This window comes from Sphingopyxis sp. C-1 (genome assembly GCF_001047015.1).
Taxonomy (GTDB): Bacteria; Pseudomonadota; Alphaproteobacteria; order Sphingomonadales; family Sphingomonadaceae; genus Sphingopyxis.
This window is the reverse complement of sequence record NZ_BBRO01000001.1, coordinates 2,407,031-2,424,512: the sequence shown is the minus strand read 5'-3', so window position 1 is coordinate 2,424,512 and position 17,482 is coordinate 2,407,031. Positions and strand designations below refer to the sequence as shown.

Genomic DNA, 17,482 nt, shown 5'->3' with positions numbered 1-17,482 from the left:
GATGACGCTTCGGATCCTTGCCATTTCGCTGGCGGCTATCTTGCCCGCGACGGCGTTCGCGGCGCCCGCCGAAAAGGCCGCCACCACCTGTCCGGCCGCGCCCGTGCTGCCGCCTGAACTCGCCGATTGGGCGAGGGCAGCGTCGAGCAAGACGATCTATGCCTATGGCGACGATCTTGGCGCCGACTGGTCGCCGCTGGGCGCTGCGCGCACCGCCTTGCCGCTGCACAAATTCGAAAGCCTGCGTTACGGCGTCGCGCCCGACCGCAAGCCCGACGTCTATAAATTCGGCGGCATGATCCCGATCGACGTCAAAAATCCGGGGCGGCTGGTGGTCGCGCTCGACGCCGGGGCGTGGATCGATCTCGTCCGCGACGGCGTCGTCGTAAAGTCGATCACGCACGGCCATGGCCCCGCCTGTTCAGGCATTCGCAAGATGGTCGAGTTCGACGTGACGCACGGCCGCTATCTGCTTCAGATCGTCAACGCGCCGACCGCTTCGATCGACGCAATGGCACTGCTGCGCGACTGATCAGCGCAGGCGTTTCGCCAGCACGCCCGTCGCATCGCTGGGCAGCGGGGCGACGCCGATAAGCCGCATCAGCAGCGGGTAGACCTCGATATTGTCGACGGTGCCGATATCGCCTTTCAGCCCGGTGCCGCTGGCGACGAACAGCGCGAGCATCTCGGGGTCGGCATTGTCATAGCCATGCGCGCCGCCGGTGACTGGCCAGCTTGGCGGCCCCGCGAGGATCGTCCAGCCCGGCTCGGCGATACAGATGATCGCGGCAACGCGCGGGTTCTGGCCATAGTGGAGCCGCTTGGGCAGCTCTTCGCGGCGGTTGCAGACCATATGCTCATGCGGTTCCAGCAGCGCCTTATACACACGCTCGTCGGTCGCGGCGGCGGGCTCGATCGCCGCATAGGGGCCGGTCTCGACCGCAATGATGCTCGGCAAGTCGATCAGGTCGGCAAGCTGGATCACGCGGCTCTCGTCGATCGCGCGCATTCCATGGTCGGCGACGACGATCATCTGTGCGGATTGCCCCATCGCGGCCAGCCTCGAAACAAGCTCGCCGACGCGGGCGTCGACTTCGGTAATCGCGGCATTGACCTCAGCGCTGTCGGGGCCGAACTTGTGCCCTGCATCGTCGACCGCCTCGAAATAGAGCGTCATGAAGGCCGGGCGAATGTCTGCGGGACGCCGCATCCAGTCGAGGATCGTGTTCGCACGCTGCGCATATCCGACATCGGCGTCATAACGCAGCCAGTCGGGCGGGCGGTTCTCGTGGATCGCGACCTCGCTGCCCGGCCAGAACATCGTTGCGCTGCGCACGCCGGCCTTGCCTGCGGTGATCCACGCGGGCTCAGCCTCGTCCCACCAAAAGGGATCGAGCGATTGCTTCGGATCGCCGAGGCTGAACTTCACATTCGGTCGCCGCGGGTCGATCATATTGTTGCCGACGATGCCGTTCGTGTCGGGACGTTTGCCCGTGACGATCGCATAATGATTGGGGAAGGTCTTGGTCGGAAACGACGGGCGCAGCTTGCCGCGCGCTCCTTCGGCGGCGAGCCGCGACAGGTTTGGGGTGATGCCGCGATCGAGATAATCGGCGCGAAAGCCGTCGATCGAGATCAGGATCGTCACGGGCTTCCGCTCGCCCGCCTCCTGCGCCTGAATAGCGAGGGGGAGGAAAAGGGCGAGCAGGCGGGTCATGCCGGGTCCGCTATGGCGCTTATGTGACCGTCCGACGACACTAGGCCATCTTGATCCCGGCGACGTCGCGCTCCACCACGCCCGTCGCGCGCTTCGACAGCGTGTTCACCGGCGTCGTCACCTTGTCGACGACCATGAAATGCGTCTGCCAGGCATCGCGATTGACGTCGCACACGACATAGCCGCGCTGGTCGTTCGCGAATTTGAGCTCGGGATTCTGGCTCAGAAACACGTCGGTGCCGTTGCGCTTGTCGCTGCCGTCGCCGCCGCTGGAGATTGAGGTCGCGACGAACTCGGCGCCAACGACCTTGTCTTTGAGAACCAGATCGCCGCAGAAATTCTGATGCTCGTCGCCCGTCAGCACGACATTGTTCTTGAGTCCCGCCATGCGCGACAGGATGCGCTCGCGCGGCGCTTCATAGCCCGCCCAGCTGTCGAGATTGAGTATCTTCTTCGGCTCGTCGGTCTTCCGCCGCCGGTCGAGCGACATCATCGTGATCTGCTGCGCAAAGGCATTCCATGTCGCGCCGCCCTTTGACAGATTGCGCCCAAGCCATTCCTCCTGCGCTTTGCCAAGCACCTCGGCCTTTTTGTCGAACACGCCGGGGCAGGCGGGCTTAAAGCCGTCGTCGCACGGTTGGTCGCTGCGATATTGCCGCGTGTCGAGCAATTGCATCGCCATCAGGTCGCCCCAGCGAAACTCGCGGTTCATCGCGACCATGCCGCCGCGCGGCAGCAGCGCCTTGCGCACCGGCATATGCTCGTACCACGCCTGCATCGCCGCCTGCTTCTTCAGCATGAAGACTTCGGGCGGCGCGGCTTCGGGATCGTTGACGTCGAGCCCGAGCTTCCAATTGTCGATGTCGGAGACCCAGTCGTTGCGGATCTCATGATCGTCGAAGCTCGACAGAAAGGCGTGGACCGAGCGCGCCGCCTGCAGATCGATGTCGCCGAGTTGCTGCGCATAGGCATTGCGGAAATCATTGACGTCGACGAGCGCGCGGAAGGCGTGTTTGCGCACCGGGCGCGTCGGCAGCCCGGTGTTGAACAGATAATCCTCGCTATATTCATAGATGAAGTCGCCATAATGATAGACGAAAGCGAGGTCTTCGCGGGCCAAGTGGCGATAGGCGCCAAAAAAGCCCGCTTCGAAATGCTGGCACCCGGCGACGCCGAATTTCAGTGCATCGGTTTTCGCGCCGGGCGCGGGCAGGGTGCGCGCACGGCCGCGCAGGCTGCGCTCGCCGCCCGCGGTGAAGCGGTAATAATAGGGACGGTCGGGCAGCAAGCCCGCAACTTCGACATGAACGCTGTGCGCAAGCTCGGGCCGCGCAAGTTCGGTGCCCTTGGCGACGACATCGCGAAAGCCGCTGTCGCTCGCGATTTCCCAGTCGACCGGATAATTCGCCAGCGGCATCCCGCCGTGACGCTCCATCGGTTCGGGGGCGAGACGCGTCCAGATGACGAAGCCGTCGCTCGCGGGATCGCCCGCCGCGACGCCTAGGCTGAACGGGAATTCGCGAAAGATTCCGCCCTCGGCGCGCAAAATAGCGGGGGCGGCAAGACCGGCGAGGGTGGCCCCGGCAAGAAAGTGACGGCGGTTGAACATGGCTGGGCTCCGTGGGGACGAATCGAAGCCCCTGATAGCCCAGCCATATGTTTCATCAATGACCGATGCGGAACGGCATCAGAACCACATGCGCGCCATCCACAGCGCCATCGCGACCATCATCACATTTTCGGTGAGCGAGACAAAGCCGAGGGGCACCTTGCTGCTGCCGCCGACGCACGCGCATTTGATGTCGCGCTTATCGATGTAAACCGCCTTGAACACCGACACCGCGCCGATGCCGCCGATGAACAACGCGATCGGGATCGACAACCAAGGCAGGATATGTGCCGTCATCAACACGCCCGCCAGACCCTCGGCAAAGGGATAGATATTGCCATAGGGCACCCATCGCTTGGCGAGCAGGTCATAGTTCAGGAACATCGTCGCGAATTTGTCGACATCCTGCAGCTTGAGGAGTGCGAGCACGATCATGCTGAACGAGATGAACCATTCCGCCGCGCGCAGCGTGAACGCGCTGCCTTCGACGGCAAAGCTGGCGGCGAGTGCCATCAACGCGGTCATCGCGAACAGCGCGATCACAGGCGTGTAGCTTGTCGCATTGGGGTCAGCGACCTTCAGCCCCAAATGGCGACGCAGATCGTCGTGACCGCCGATACGTGATCCGTCGATGAAGGTCTGCGGCGTCGTCTTGACGTCGTGCTCGGCCTTGAACGCGTCGACCGCCTCGCGGGTCGTCAGCCATCGGTCGTCGATCGTGTAACCGCGGCTTTCCAGCAGATGTTTTGCCTTGAGGCCATAGGGACAGATATGTCCCGGCATGACCATGCGATGGAGTGTTGCTTGCTTCGTCATGCGCCCCATATAGCGTCCGTACCATGGTACGGAGTCAAGCGATGCAACTCACGATCGGCAAATTGGCGCAGGCCGGCGATGTCGGGGTCGAAACCGTCCGATACTACCAGCGCCGCGGCTTGCTGGGCACCCCCGCGCGGAGCGGTGGAGACGGGTGGGGCGGAGGAATCCGCCGTTACGGCGACGACGATCTTCGCCGCCTGAAATTCATCCGTTCGGCGCAGGCGTCGGGTTTTACCCTAGACGAGATTTCGGAACTGCTGGCGCTGGAAGCGAGCGACGATCGCATCAGCGTGCGCACGCTTGCGCGTCAGCGGATCGAGGCGCTCGACGAAAAGATCGCCCAAATGACCGCAACCCGCGCCGCGCTCGCACGCCTCGCCGACCAATGCGCGGCGAGCGATAAAGGGCCGTGCCCGATATTGGCGGCGTTCGAGCCTTAGTGCGGAGACGGCCGCTGGCGGCCGTCGGCCGTCGCTTATTGGCTTGGCGGCTCAGAAGCTACGCCAGCGCAAAGTGCTTTGGCGCAGGCTTTCGTATGTCTGGAAAAGAATGGCTCCCCGGGTAGGATTCGAACCTACGACCGATCGATTAACAGTCGATTGCTCTACCGCTGAGCTACCGAGGAACACGCCGCCGATGCGGGCAAGGCGGCCCCTTTGCCGCCGGTTGCGGGATTAATCAAGCCCTCAAACGATAAATTGTTCCATTGCGATGCGTTCGTCCAATCCCTGATCGGGATCGAACAGCAAAGTCAGCGGCCGACTGCGGTCGGTGGTGACTAGCACCGTCTTCACATCACGGATCTCGCGCTGGTCGGCAACGGCGCTGACCGGGCGTTTCGCTGCCTCGCGAACGTTGAAACGGATGCTGGTCGATTCGGGGACGAGCGCGCCGCGCCAGCGACGGGGGCGAAAGGGGCTGATCGGCGTCAGCGCCAGCATTTCGGATTCGAGCGGCAGGATCGGGCCGTTGGCGCTGAGATTATAGGCGGTCGATCCGGCCGGGGTCGATACGAGCACTCCGTCGCATGCCAGTTCCTCAAGCATCGTCTTTTCGTTGATCATCACCTCAAGTTTCGCCGCCTGACGTGTCTCGCGCAGCAACGAGATTTCGTTGATTGCCGGCAATATATGCCGTTCGCCGCTGATCGTCGTGATGTCGCCGCTTAGCGGATGGATCAGGAACGGGCGCGCAGCGGCGAGGCGGTCAACAAGGCCCTCGATCCGAAACTCGTTCATCAGAAAGCCGATCGTGCCGCGGTTCATGCCAAAGACGGGCAGGCTGCGTCGCTGGTCGAGCAGCTGGTGCAGCATATGCAACAGGAAGCCATCGCCGCCCAGCGCGATCAGCAGGTCTGCCTCCGCCAGATCAACGAAGTCATAGAGCGGACGCAGTTCGGCTTCCGCCTCCATGGCCGCGGGCGCGTTCGATGCGACTAGCGCAATCTTGCGATGCATAATGGTCCGGTTCCCCCGTGCCTTCAAATAACGGGATAGCCTGTCAGCCGCCCGTTGCACTCATATGACGCGCGACCGCCGGTTTGGACTTTCGCTCGATATGAAAGTCATGCGCGCGGGGTTTGCCAGCCAAAGCCGCATCAATCAAGCAGTCGACATCACCGCGCTCGCGCAACGCCGCGCGCAGGTCGACATGGTCGTCCTGGCCAAGGCACATATAGACGCGTCCCTCGACCGTCAGGCGGATACGGTTGCAGGTCGCGCAGAAATTGTCGCTGAGCGGGGTGATCAGTCCAAGCGTCACCGGGCTGTTCTCGATCGCGAAATAGCGTGCGGGGCCGCCGGTGCGCTGGTCGATAGGATAGATGGCCCGCGTTTCGCGAAGCGGCGCGATGAAATGATGGAGCGGTATATAGTGGTCGCTGCGGTCGTCCTCGACTTCGCCGAGCGGCATCGTCTCGATCAGCGTCAGGTTGCATCCGGCCGCGGCGCAATAATCGAGCATCGGAAGCAATTGATCTTCGTTGAGCCCGGCGAGCGCCACCATGTTGATCTTGACCGCCAATCCCGCACGGCGCGCGGTGTCGATCCCGCGCAGCGCAACTGCAAGATCCCCGACGCGCGTGATATGGCGAAAGGCGTCGGTGTCGAGCGTGTCGAGGCTGACGTTGATGCGGCGGACGCCCGCCGCTGCCAGCATCGGGGCGTGCTCGGCAAGCCGCATCGCATTGGTGGTCAGCGTGAGTTCGTCGAGGCCCTGGCCAATCAGCGCGCCCAACCGCATTGCGAGCGTGTCGATTCCGCGTCGGACGAGCGGTTCGCCACCCGTCAGTCGGATGCGGCGAACCCCGCGCGCAACGAAGCGCTCGGCAAGTTCGCCCATTTCCTCTATGCTGAGCACCGCCGATTTGGGTAGGAAGGTCATGTCTTCGGCCATGCAATAACGGCAGCGCAAGTCGCAGCGGTCGGTGACCGACAGGCGTAAGTAACTGATCCGTCGGCCAATGCCGTCGATCAAAGGGGCCGTCGATGCGGCGCTGTGGGAAAATGTAACAGCCACGCGCGCATTGTGATGCAAAAGGGAAGCGCTTGGCAAGCAAAGCCTGTTAGAGGGACCGCCATGAATCGCCTGTCCGAATCTCTTTCCGCCTGCGCCCGCAAGCTTGAAACCCTGCACGCCCGGCACGACGCCGATGTCGGGGTCCTCCTGGTGCAGGTCGACCAGATGGCCCGCATCAACAACAGCGCTGGCACGGCGACGGGCGACTCGGTGCTCGATGAAATCGGGCGCCGCCTCGAAAATTTCGCGAGCGACGAGTTCGGGCAGGGGTCGTGCGTCGATCGCCTCGACGGTCCGCGCTTCCTCATCGTGCCCGCGACGCCGATGTCGCTGGGCGCGCTGCGGGCGCAGGAGCGCGCGCTGCACGTCGCGCTCGCTGAGCCGATCGTCGGCGATCCGAACGGTCGCCTGTCGATCCGCATCGCGGCCGCCCTCATAACGCGCGACGAGCCCGTCGACGAACAGCTTCGTTCTGCGGGCGACCAACTGGCGCGACCAGCGTCGGCGCGCGACGGGGTGATGGTCCACGCCGCGTTGTCGCGGAACGAGGTGGTGATCCACTATCAGCCCCAATATGACGTCGCGAGCGGCGAGATGACCGGGGTCGAGGCGCTTCTACGCTGGCAGCATCCCGAACTTGGTCTGCTTGGCGCGGGACCGTTGGTGACAGCGGCGCGCGCGGCGCGGCTCGAATGCGAGCTCACCGAACATGCGCACCGTGTCGCGCTGGCCGAAATGGCGACTTGGCCAAAAGCGCTGGCGAAGCTGCGCGTCTCGCTCAACATAACCGCCGCCGATCTCGGTGACCCCGAATTTGCCGGGCGTTTTGCGGAGATGGCAAAGGCCGCGAAAATCGATCCCGATCGGTTGACGCTCGAGCTGACCGAGCAGGCGATGCTGAGCGATCCGGCGAGCGCCGCCGACCAGCTCGCGCAGATCCGCGCGCTCGGCGTCGCGGTCGCGATCGACGATTTCGGTACCGGCTATTCCAGCCTGTCGCTGCTCGCGCGGTTGCCTATCGACTATCTCAAGATCGACAGCGGCTTTACCCGCACGATCGACGGCAGCGACCGCGACCGCATCGTCGTGCGCGCGATCGTCGATCTCGCGCGCGCGCTCGGCCTGCTGGTGGTGGCCGAAGGGATCGAGAATATGCGCCAGTTGGAGCGTCTCTCCGACCTCGGCGTCGCGACCTGGCAGGGCTTTCTGAAATCGGGGCCGGTGCCCTCGGATCAGTTGCTGGCACTGATGGAATAGTCCGCCGTCATTGCGAGCGAAGCGAAGCAATCCAGAGCGGTTTACGCGACTCTGGATTGCCGCGTCGCCTTCGGCTCCTCGCAATGACGACCTCTAGTTATCCCGCCACTTGCCGCGCCAGCTTCCCCAGACCCTTCGATAGCTGCAGCGCGCCGTTGAGGCGCGCGCCCGTGCTCACCCAGTCGCCGCTGATCGAAAGCTTGTTGTCGGGGCGGATACGCGCACGACCTTTAAGCCGTTCGACATAGGCGATGAGCCCAGGGACGTTGGCGAACTGGTCGCCATGGAAGCTCACGAGTGCGCCCTTGGTTCCGACGTCGAGCTTGGCGATGCCCGCCAGCTTGGCGTTCGCCTTGATCTCCATAAGCTGGATCAGGTTCGCGGTCTCGGGCGGCAGCGGACCGAAACGGTCGATCATCTCGGCGGCAAAGGCATCGAGTGCCGGGCGATCCACGGCTTCGTTGAGGCGGCGATACAGCGCCATGCGCAGCGGCAGGTCGGGGACATAATCCTCTGGAATCAGGATCGGCGCGTCGACCGTGATGACGGGGGAGAGCGCTTCGCGCGGCGGCGCGGCGCCCATGCCCTCGGCCTTCGCGACCAGGATCGCCTCTTCGAGCATGGATTGGTAGAGTTCGAAGCCGACTTCGCGGATATGCCCCGACTGTTCGTCGCCGACGAGGTTGCCCGCGCCGCGAATGTCGAGGTCGTGGCTCGCAAGCTGGAAGCCGGCACCCAGCGTATCGAGATCGCCAAGCAGCTTGAGCCGTTTTTCGGCGGTGTCGGTGATCGCGCCGCCTTCCATCGTCGTAAGATAGGCGTAGGCGCGCGTCTTCGACCGCCCGACGCGCCCGCGTAGCTGATAGAGCTGCGCAAGGCCGAAGCGATCGGCGCGGTGGACGATCAGCGTATTGGCGCTCGGGATATCGAGCCCGCTTTCGACAATCGTCGTCGAAACGAGGACGTCATATTTGCGGTCATAGAAGGCGCTCATCCGCTCCTCGACCTCGCCGGGCGCCATCTGTCCATGCGCGACCACATATTTGATTTCGGGCACCCGCGTGCGCAGGAATTCCTCGATGTCGGGCAGGTCCTTGATCCGCGGGGTGACGAAGAAGCTCTGGCCGCCGCGATCATGTTCGCGCAGCAGCGCTTCGCGGATCACTACGGGGTCCCACGGTGCGACATAGGTGCGGACGGCAAGACGGTCGACCGGCGGCGTTTGGATAACGCTGAGTTCGCGGAGGCCCGACATCGCCATCTGAAGCGTGCGCGGGATTGGAGTAGCGGTGAGGGTCAGCACATGAACGTCGGTCTTGAGCTGCTTCAGCCGTTCCTTGTGGACGACGCCGAAACGCTGTTCCTCGTCGACGATGACGAGGCCGAGGTTCTTGAACTCGACCGATTTCGCGATGACGGCGTGCGTGCCGACGACGATATCGATCTGCCCGCTCGCGAGACCGTCGCGCGTCTTTTGTGCTTCGCCCGCCGGGACGAGGCGCGACAGGCGGCCGATGTTGACCGGGAAGCCTTTGAAGCGTTCGACGAAATTCGTGTAATGTTGACGCGCGAGGAGCGTCGTCGGCACGACCACGGCGACCTGTACCCCCGCCATAGCGGCGACGAAAGCAGCGCGCAGCGCGACCTCGGTCTTGCCGAACCCGACGTCACCGCAGACCAGCCGGTCCATCGGCCGCCCGGACGCCATGTCGGCGAGCACGTCGCCGATCGCGCGGTCCTGATCGTCGGTTTCCTGATAAGGGAAACGGTCGGCAAAGGCGGGATATGCCGCATCCTGCGCGAGTAGTTCGCCCGAGCGGAGCGCGCGCTGCGCCGCAGTCGCGAGCAGTTCGCCCGCGATCTCGCGGATGCGCTCCTTCATCCGCGCCTTGCGACGTTGCCAGGCTTCGCCGCCGAGCCTGTCGAGGCCGACACCGTCGCTCTCGCCGCCATAGCGTGAGAGGACGTCGAGATTTTCGACGGGGACGTAGAGCTTGTCGCCGCCGGCGTAGGTCAGCGCGACGCAATCGTGGGGGCTGCTCCCCACCGGGATTTGTGTCAGCCCCTCATAACGCCCGATACCATGGTCGAGATGGACGACAAGGTCGCCGACGCTGAGCGTCGCCAGTTCGGCGAGGAAGGCATCGGCGCTCTTGCGGCGTTTCTGGCGGCGGACGAGACGTTCGCCGAGGATGTCCTGTTCGGTGAGCAGGCTGATCGCGTCGGAGGCGAAGCCATGATCGAGCGGCAGCACCACCATTGCCGTCGCGCCGCCGCTTTCCGACGAGGCGGTGCCGAGCGCATCCTGCCAGCTATCGGCGGGCGCAAGCGAGGTGACGCCATGGTCGCGGAGTAGCCCCGAAAGGCGCTCGCGTGCGCCGCCCGAATAGCTGGCGATGATCGTGCGCCGGCCCTTGCGGCGTTCATCGCTCAGATGGTCGGCGACCTTCGTATAGACATTCTCGTCAGCGGTACGCTCGGGCGTGAAATCGCGTGCTGCGAAGGTTTCGAGGTCGATCACCGTTGCGGATGGCGGAACGTCGAACGGCGTTACGATATGGACAGGGCGCCCGGACGACGCTTCGGCCCATTCGCTATTCGTCAGATAAAGCGTTTCGGGTGCCAGTGGGCGATAGCTGCCGGGCGATTCGCGTTCGGCGGCGACACGGTTCGCATGATAGTCGGCGATCGCGGCAAAGCGCGTTTCGCCGGTCGCCTCGGTGCGGTGGCCGCGCAGCACCGGCGCCGCGGGATCGATATGATCGAACAGCGTCGCCAGCCGTTCCTCGAACAAGGGCAGCCAGTGGTCCATGCCGGCCTGCCGCCGACCGTCGCTGACTGCCTGATAGAGCGGGTCACCGGTCGCCTGCGCGCCGAACAGATCGCGATAGCTGGAACGGAACCGTTTGATCGTGGCTTCGTCGAGCAGGGTTTCGCTGGCGGGCAGCAGTTGCAGCGCCTTGGCGGGGCCAAGGCTGCGTTGGTCGGCGGGGTCGAAGCGGCGAATGCTTTCGATCTCGTCCCCAAAGAAGTCGACGCGCAGGCCGTTTTCCTCGCCAGCCGGAAATAGGTCGAGAATGCCGCCACGTACTGCGAACTCGCCCTGATCGGCGACGGTGTCGACACGGCTGAAGCCGTTCGACACCAGCAGTTCGGCCAGGGCGTCGCGATCGATTCGCTGACCCGGCGCGAGCGTCGTCGCGAGCTGGCGGATGCGAAAGGGCGTCAGCGTCCGCTGGGTGATTGCGGCGACGGTGGTCAGGATCAACTCGCCGCGCTTTGCGGGAAGCTGCAGCGCGGAGAGCGTCGCCAGCCGGTCGGCGCTGACCCGCATCGACGGTCCCGCCCGGTCATAGGGCAAGCAATCCCACGCGGGGAATCGGTGGACGATCAGATCAGGCGCAAAGAAGGGAGCCGCGTCGGCAATCGCCTGCATCGCCGCATCGTCGGTCGCTACATAAACGAGGCGCTTGTCGCTTGCCCGCGCCAGGTCGGCCAGCAGCAGCGGCAGGAAGCCGTCGGCCGCGCGCGCCAGCGTGAGCGGCGCCGACGCCGATCCGATGGCGGCAAAAATGTCGGCGGCGCTTAAGGTCATGGCAGCGGGATATAGTCCAGCCGGCGCATCGCGGCGATCATGTCGGGACGGTCGAGATGCGCGGGTGGTTCGCCGGTGCCGAGCGCCCACGCCATGATGTCGACGTCATCCTCTTCAACGACGATCTCGTACCAAGCGACCTCTTCCTCGCTCCAGCCCGCCGAATAACGATCGAAAAAACCGCCGATCATATAATCGGCCTCGCGCGTGCCGCGGTGCCAGGCACGGAATTTCATGCGTTTGAGGCGGTCTTGCATGGCGGGCCTTTTAGACAAAACGGATGATGTAGCAACCAGCCGTTCCCCTTCATCCTTCGCCCTGAGCTTGTGGAAGGGACCGTTCTTCCCCGGCAGCGTTGGATTGGGAAGAACGACTTTTCGACAAGCTCGGCACGAACGGACCCGAGGTTGCGTTCCTTCGCTCGACACGAGCGGAAGGGCGAGGCTAGAGATGCCCTAGCGATGCGACCCGAGATACTCAATCCGCTCTTTGCTGCGCTCACCGACCTGAAAGGCGTCGGGCCGCAGCTTGCCAAGCCGCTCATGCGGCTGGGGCTCGAACGCGTGGTCGACGTACTGTTTCATTTGCCGACGGGATTGATATCGCGTTTTCCGGTCGAGCGGCTCGATCAGGCGCAGGCCGGACAGACGATCATCGTCGAACTGACCGCGCAGTACTATCGCCCGGGCCGCAGCCCACGTGCGCCGTTCGGGGTCGAGGCGTTCGACGATGCGGGCGATCATGTCCGGCTGGTCTATTTTGGGCGCACGTTCGGGCTTGCACGCAAGCTTTTTCCGCTCGGCGAGAAGCGTCGCGTATCGGGCCGCCTCGACCTGTATGGCGACATGCGTCAGATCGTACATCCCGATCAGGTCGTCGAACCGGGCGACGAGGGTGGTATCGCCGAACATGAGCCGGTCTATCCGCTTACCGAGGGGCTCACCAACGCGCGGCTGTCGCAACTGGGACAGGTCGCGCTCGAACGTCGGCCCGATCTTGCCGAATGGATCGATGCGCCGCTGCTCGCCAGTCGTGGCTGGCCCGCATGGCGCGAGGCGATGGAACGCGCACATGCAAGCCCGCGCGACGAACCCGCACGCGACCGGCTCGCCTATGACGAGATTTTCGCGAGCCAGGTCGCGCTGATGCTGATCCGGCAAGGGCTTCGGACACGCAAGGGCAGATCAATCGTCGGCGACGGCCGGCTGACCGATGCGCTTAAGCTGCCTTTCGGACTGACCGGAGCGCAGGAACGCGTCGGGCGTGAGATCGCGGGCGACATGGCACAGGACACGCCGATGCTGCGGATGCTGCAGGGCGATGTCGGTTCGGGCAAGACGCTCGTCGCGTTGCGCGCGATGCTCGCGGCGGTCGAGGCTGGGACGCAGGCGGCGTTGCTCGCGCCGACCGAAATCCTGGCGCGTCAGCATTTTGCGACGTTGCAGCGGATGCTTGGCGGACTGCCGGTCAACATCGCGATCCTGACCGGGCGCGACAAGGGCAAGGTACGCGAATCGACGCTGATGGGGCTTGCCGACGGCACCATCGACATCCTCGTCGGTACGCATGCGATCTTCCAGCAGGCGGTAAATTACCGGGACTTGGCGCTTGTCGTCGTCGATGAACAACATCGCTTCGGTGTCGCGCAGCGGTTGATGCTGACCCAAAAGGCGGCGCGTCCGCCGCATTTGCTCGTCATGACCGCGACGCCGATTCCGCGCACGCTGCAGCTCGCCAATCATGGCGAGATGGACGTGTCGCAGATCGACGAGATGCCGCCGGGACGCACCCCGGTCGATACGCGCGTCATTTCGCTCGATCGGCTCGACGACGTCGTGGACTCGCTCGATCGGCACCTTGCAACGGGCGCACAGGCCTATTGGGTTTGCCCGCTTGTCGCCGAAAGCGAAGGGAGCGAACTCGCCGCCGCTGAAGATCGGGCGGCGTTGCTCCGCGCGCGGTTGGGCGATCAACGGGTCGGGCTGGTTCACGGGCGGATGAAAGGCCCCGAGAAAGACGACGTCATGGCGCGCTTTCAGGCGGGCGAGATCGGGGTTCTTGTCGCGACGACGGTGATTGAGGTCGGGGTCGATGTGCCTGCCGCCAGCCTGATGATTGTGGAACATGCGGAGAATTTCGGACTTGCCCAGCTTCACCAATTGCGTGGCCGGGTCGGGCGCGGCGCGGCGAAGTCGGTCTGCCTGTTGCTACGCTCGCAGAATCTGTCGGAAACGGCGCGCGAGCGGCTCGCTCTGATGCGCGATACGAACGATGGTTTCGTGATTGCGGAGAAGGATCTGGAATTGCGCGGCGGCGGGGAACTGCTCGGGCTCAAGCAGTCGGGCGACGCCGATTATCGGCTCGCGACGCCCGAACAACTCGTGCGCCTGCTACCCGTCGCGCATGACGACGCACGGCTGTTTGTCGAACGCGATGGCGGTATGGAGGGCGCAAGGGCAGAAGCCGTGCGCCTCTGCCTCTATCTGTTTGAACGCGATGCGGCGGTGCCGCTGCTGAGAAGCGGTTAGTTTGCGTCGCCGCGAGCGCCCATGGCGCGGATCATCGGCAGATAATCTTCAACAGAGATCGACTTGTCGAACTGGACACCGGTCTTGCCGCCGAGCGACCAGACGACCTTTGCGGCAGTGCGGCCGATGATCGGCATACGGAACACGACAAGGTCGCCGGGCTCAAGCCCACGCTCGAAACGCATCAGCAGGCCGTCGGCGCTGATATTGACGCATGTGCACATTTCCTGCCGTCCGTCGGGCATGACGAATGGCAGACGGCAATAGACGTCGCTACGCGGCGCGATCCGCTGGTCGAGGCCGACATAATGGGCCTTGCTCGTGTCAATCTTGCGCATATCTGTGGACCTTGTTGATTTGGCCATGAACGATCCATCCGATTGCTGAAGAAGTAGTAAATGCGTTTGTGGCCGTTACCGCGTCACAAGGCCATGTTTTTTTGAGCCGAGGCTCAGCGGAATGGGGTTCGCGCCCGGCTGGATCAGGTGCTGCGGGTCGCGAACGACATTGCCATCGACTTTCACGGCGCCCTCTTCGAGCTTGCGGCGCGCCTCCTTGTTCGACGTCGCAAAGCCGAGTTCGCGCAGCGCATCGACGACGCTGATCCCTTCGGCGGGCGCGACAACTTGCGGAAGGTCGCCGCCTATCTGCCCCTTTTCAAAGGTTTGCGTCGCGGTCGCCGCCGCCGCCTTTGCGGCCTCTTCGCCGCGGCACATTGCGGTAGCCTCGTTGGCGAGGATCTTCTTCGCCTCGTTGATCTCCGCGCCCTCGAGCGCTTCGAGCCGGGCGATCTCATCCAGCGGCAGGTCGGTGAACAGCTTCAGAAACTTGCCGACATCGCGGTCGTCGCAGTTGCGCCAATATTGCCAGTAGTCAAAATGGGACAGTTGTTCCGGATTTAACCAGACGGCTCCGGCAGCGGTTTTGCCCATTTTTGCTCCCGCGGCGGTGGTCAGCAGCGGAGTCGTGAGGCCATAGAGATCGGCGCCGTCCATGCGGCGGCCAAGCTCCATTCCGTTGACGATATTACCCCACTGGTCCGATCCGCCCATCTGCAGCCGGACATTCATGTCCTTCGACAGGTGGCGGAAGTCGTATCCCTGCAGGATCATGTAGTTGAATTCGAGGAAGGTCATCGGCTGCTCGCGCTCAAGCCGCAGCTTGACGGAGTCGAATGTCATCATGCGGTTGATCGTGAAATGCGTGCCTACTTCTTGCAGCAGTTCGATGTAACCGAGTTTGCCGAGCCAAGACTGATTATCGACCATAACCGCGTCGGTCGGACCGTCGCCGAAGGACAGAAACTGCTGAAAAATGCTAAAGATCGACGCGATGTTTGCGGCGATCGTCTCGTCCGACAGCATCTTGCGGCTTTCGTCGCGCCCGGTGGGGTCGCCAATCCGCGTCGTCCCGCCGCCCATCAGCACGATCGGCTTGTGCCCTGTCTGTTGCAGGCGCCGTAGCATCATGATCTGAACGAGGCTGCCGACGTGCAGACTGGGCGCGGTTGCGTCGAAACCGATATATCCGGGGATGACCTGTTGGGCGGCAAGTGCATCGAGCCCTTCCGCGTCGGTCGTCTGATGGATATAGCCTCGCTCGTCGAGCAGGCGCAGCAGGTCGGATTTGTAACTGGTCATAGCGGGCGGGCGCTTAGCATGGGGTTTGATATTTGGATAGCATGCGCAGGAACCTCATCTGTCACCCCGACGCGCCGGCGAAGGCGGTGCGGGCGGTTGCGGTCGAAATCACGCTGTCGTTCGACGATGGCTTTGCGCTGCGCTATCTCGTCGAAGGCAGGATTGACGAACTCGTCGTGCCGAAGGGGGAGGGCGAATTGGTCATTGCCGATAGCGCGACCGACGGGCTCTGGCAGAGCACTTGCTTCGAAGTCTTCCTGACCGAAGAGGGACAGCCCGACTATACCGAATTCAATTACAGCCCCGACGGGCGCTGGGCCTGTTACCAGTTCGACGATTATCGCTCGTTACTGCGTTCGGATGAACTCGCGCCATGGGAAATCTCGGCCGAGCGTGGTGAGCAAAGCTATGCCTTGCGCATTGAGCCCGGCATCTTTCCCGACATGGGCGCGAAGCTCGCACTGTCGGCGGTGATCGAGGAACTCGACGGTACCAAAAGCTATTGGGCGCTCGCGCATCCGCCGGGCAAGCCCGACTTTCATCATCCCGATTGCTTTGCGCTCACGCTTGGGGCACCCGACGCGGCATGACAGTGAACTTCGGTATCGACCGCCTGCTCGCCGACCCGGCGCTTCGCAAACCGCTCGAAGGCAAGCGCGTAGCGCTACTCGCGCATCCCGCCTCGGTCACCGCTGACCTGACGCACAGTCTCGACGCGCTTGTCGCGACGGGTCTCGATATCACCGCGGTGTTTGGGCCGCAGCATGGCGTTCGCGGTGACCTTCAGGACAATATGATGGAGTCGCCGGACTTCACCGATCCGACCTATGGCATGCCGGTGTTCAGCCTTTACGGCGAGGTGCGGCGCCCGTCGGGTCAGTCGATGCACACCTTCGACGTGATGCTCGTTGACCTGCAAGACCTTGGCTGTCGCATCTACACCTATGTTACGACCTTGCTCTATATCCTCGAAGCCGCGGCGCAGCATGGCAAGGCGGTGTGGGTGCTCGACCGTCCCAATCCGGCGGGGCGCCCCGTCGAGGGCACGCGGCTTCTGCTCGGCTGGGAAAGCTTTGTCGGTGCCGGGCCGATGGTGATGCGTCACGGTCTCACGATGGGTGAGATCGGGCACTGGTTCATCCGCCATTTCGGCCTCGACGTCGATTATCGCGTCATCGCAATGGACGGCTGGGACCCCAAAGGCCCCGGCTTCGGCTGGCCTGAGGATCGGGTGTGGATCAACCCCAGCCCGAACGCCGCGAACGTCAATATGGCGCGCGCATATGCGGGCACGGTGATGGTCGAAGGGGCCACGCTCAGCGAGGGAAGGGGGACGACGCGCCCGCTCGAACTGTTCGGCGCGCCTGACATCGATGCGAAGGCGGTGATTGCAGAAATGCATCGTCTCGTCCCCCAATGGCTCGGCGGATGCAAGCTGCGCGACATCTGGTTCCAGCCGACTTTCCACAAACATGTCGGCCAGCTCAACAGCGGCGTTCATATCCATGCCGATGGTCCCTGGTACGACGACGATGCGTTCCAGCCCTGGCGCGTGCAGGCGCTGGGGTTCAAGGCGATCCGCTCGCTGTACCCCGATTATCCGATCTGGCGCGGCAAGGATTTCAAATATGAGTACACCGACGATGTCCTCGCGATCGACGTGATCAACGGCGGCCCCGGCCTGCGTGAATGGGTCGACGATGCAGGCGCGGCGGCGGGCGATCTCGATGCGCTGGCGCAGCCCGACGAGGCCTCTTGGCGCGAGGAAATCGCCGATCTTCTGATTTATTGACGAAGGGG

The 17,482-nt window shown here is 63.7% G+C and carries 15 protein-coding genes and 1 tRNA gene; 6 read left to right on the top strand and 10 right to left on the bottom strand.

The window, feature by feature from the left end:
• Position 1 precedes the first annotated feature (1 nt).
• Positions 2-532, top strand: a complete 531-nt coding sequence (locus tag SC1_RS11410; protein WP_062181575.1) for a hypothetical protein — start codon at positions 2-4, stop codon at positions 530-532.
• Here the strand turns inward: SC1_RS11410 and SC1_RS11405 are convergent, their stop codons facing one another.
• The 3 genes from SC1_RS11405 to SC1_RS11395 form a co-directional block, all read right to left on the bottom strand.
• The gene (locus SC1_RS11405; protein WP_062181572.1) at positions 533-1,717 is read right to left on the bottom strand and encodes a nucleotide pyrophosphatase/phosphodiesterase family protein; all 1,185 of its coding nucleotides are present in this window, start codon (positions 1,715-1,717) and stop codon (positions 533-535) included. It abuts the gene before it with no gap.
• Positions 1,718-1,757: 40 nt separating this feature from the next.
• Positions 1,758-3,326 (bottom strand): alkaline phosphatase, encoded by a 1,569-nt coding sequence (locus SC1_RS11400; protein WP_062181569.1) that lies wholly within the window; start codon positions 3,324-3,326, stop codon positions 1,758-1,760.
• A gap of 78 nt (positions 3,327-3,404) precedes the next feature.
• On the bottom strand, positions 3,405-4,151 hold the full coding sequence (locus SC1_RS11395) for a MauE/DoxX family redox-associated membrane protein (protein ID WP_370568741.1): 747 nt from the start codon (positions 4,149-4,151) through the stop codon (positions 3,405-3,407).
• A 32-nt stretch (positions 4,152-4,183) separates the two neighbouring features.
• On the opposite strand from SC1_RS11395, the gene SC1_RS11390 reads away from it, so the two are divergent.
• The gene (locus SC1_RS11390) at positions 4,184-4,585 is read left to right on the top strand and encodes a MerR family DNA-binding protein (RefSeq protein WP_062181563.1); all 402 of its coding nucleotides are present in this window, start codon (positions 4,184-4,186) and stop codon (positions 4,583-4,585) included.
• Positions 4,586-4,695: 110 nt separating this feature from the next.
• Here SC1_RS11390 and SC1_RS11385 read toward each other — a convergent pair.
• The 3 genes from SC1_RS11385 to moaA all read right to left on the bottom strand — a co-directional run bounded on the left by SC1_RS11385 (position 4,696) and on the right by moaA (position 6,662).
• Positions 4,696-4,770: transfer RNA gene (locus tag SC1_RS11385), tRNA-Asn, on the bottom strand.
• 61 nt (positions 4,771-4,831) lie between these two features.
• On the bottom strand, positions 4,832-5,602 hold the full coding sequence (locus SC1_RS11380; RefSeq protein WP_062181560.1) for an NAD kinase: 771 nt from the start codon (positions 5,600-5,602) through the stop codon (positions 4,832-4,834).
• A gap of 43 nt (positions 5,603-5,645) precedes the next feature.
• Complete coding sequence (moaA, locus tag SC1_RS11375; RefSeq protein ID WP_062184013.1) at positions 5,646-6,662, bottom strand: GTP 3',8-cyclase MoaA; 1,017 nt, start codon at positions 6,660-6,662, stop codon at positions 5,646-5,648.
• A gap of 60 nt (positions 6,663-6,722) precedes the next feature.
• On the opposite strand from moaA, the gene SC1_RS11370 reads away from it, so the two are divergent.
• Positions 6,723-7,919 carry a GGDEF domain-containing phosphodiesterase gene (locus SC1_RS11370; RefSeq protein ID WP_062181558.1) on the top strand — a complete coding sequence of 399 codons (1,197 nt, stop codon included), beginning with the start codon at positions 6,723-6,725 and terminating at the stop codon, positions 7,917-7,919.
• A 97-nt stretch (positions 7,920-8,016) separates the two neighbouring features.
• On the opposite strand, the gene mfd is transcribed toward SC1_RS11370, so the two are convergent.
• Together mfd and SC1_RS11360 are read right to left on the bottom strand one after the other, a co-directional pair.
• Positions 8,017-11,514, bottom strand: a complete 3,498-nt coding sequence (gene mfd, locus SC1_RS11365; RefSeq protein WP_062181555.1) for a transcription-repair coupling factor — start codon at positions 11,512-11,514, stop codon at positions 8,017-8,019.
• The gene (locus SC1_RS11360; protein WP_062181552.1) at positions 11,511-11,771 is read right to left on the bottom strand and encodes a succinate dehydrogenase assembly factor 2; all 261 of its coding nucleotides are present in this window, start codon (positions 11,769-11,771) and stop codon (positions 11,511-11,513) included. Before SC1_RS11360 ends, mfd begins: the two co-directional genes overlap by 4 nt.
• 204 nt (positions 11,772-11,975) lie before the next feature.
• Here SC1_RS11360 and recG point away from each other — a divergent pair, with 204 nt between their 5' ends.
• Positions 11,976-14,042: an ATP-dependent DNA helicase RecG gene (recG, locus tag SC1_RS11355; protein WP_062181549.1), complete on the top strand. Its 2,067-nt coding sequence runs from the start codon at positions 11,976-11,978 to the stop codon at positions 14,040-14,042.
• Here recG and SC1_RS11350 read toward each other — a convergent pair.
• Both SC1_RS11350 and tyrS read right to left on the bottom strand, forming a co-directional pair.
• Positions 14,039-14,380: a PilZ domain-containing protein gene (locus tag SC1_RS11350; protein WP_062181546.1), complete on the bottom strand. Its 342-nt coding sequence runs from the start codon at positions 14,378-14,380 to the stop codon at positions 14,039-14,041. The two genes, recG and SC1_RS11350, sit on opposite strands and share 4 nt — an antisense overlap.
• 75 nt (positions 14,381-14,455) lie before the next feature.
• Positions 14,456-15,682, bottom strand: coding sequence for a tyrosine--tRNA ligase (tyrS, locus tag SC1_RS11345; RefSeq protein ID WP_062181543.1), 1,227 nt, complete (start codon positions 15,680-15,682; stop codon positions 14,456-14,458).
• Between the two features lie 41 nt (positions 15,683-15,723).
• Here tyrS and SC1_RS11340 point away from each other — a divergent pair, with 41 nt between their 5' ends.
• Both SC1_RS11340 and SC1_RS11335 read left to right on the top strand, forming a co-directional pair.
• Positions 15,724-16,272: a DOMON-like domain-containing protein gene (locus SC1_RS11340; RefSeq protein WP_062181540.1), complete on the top strand. Its 549-nt coding sequence runs from the start codon at positions 15,724-15,726 to the stop codon at positions 16,270-16,272.
• 2 nt (positions 16,273-16,274) lie between these two features.
• A complete protein-coding gene (locus SC1_RS11335; RefSeq protein WP_062184010.1) occupies positions 16,275-17,474 on the top strand; it encodes an exo-beta-N-acetylmuramidase NamZ domain-containing protein in 1,200 nt (399 codons plus the stop codon).
• Positions 17,475-17,482: the final 8 nt, after the last annotated feature.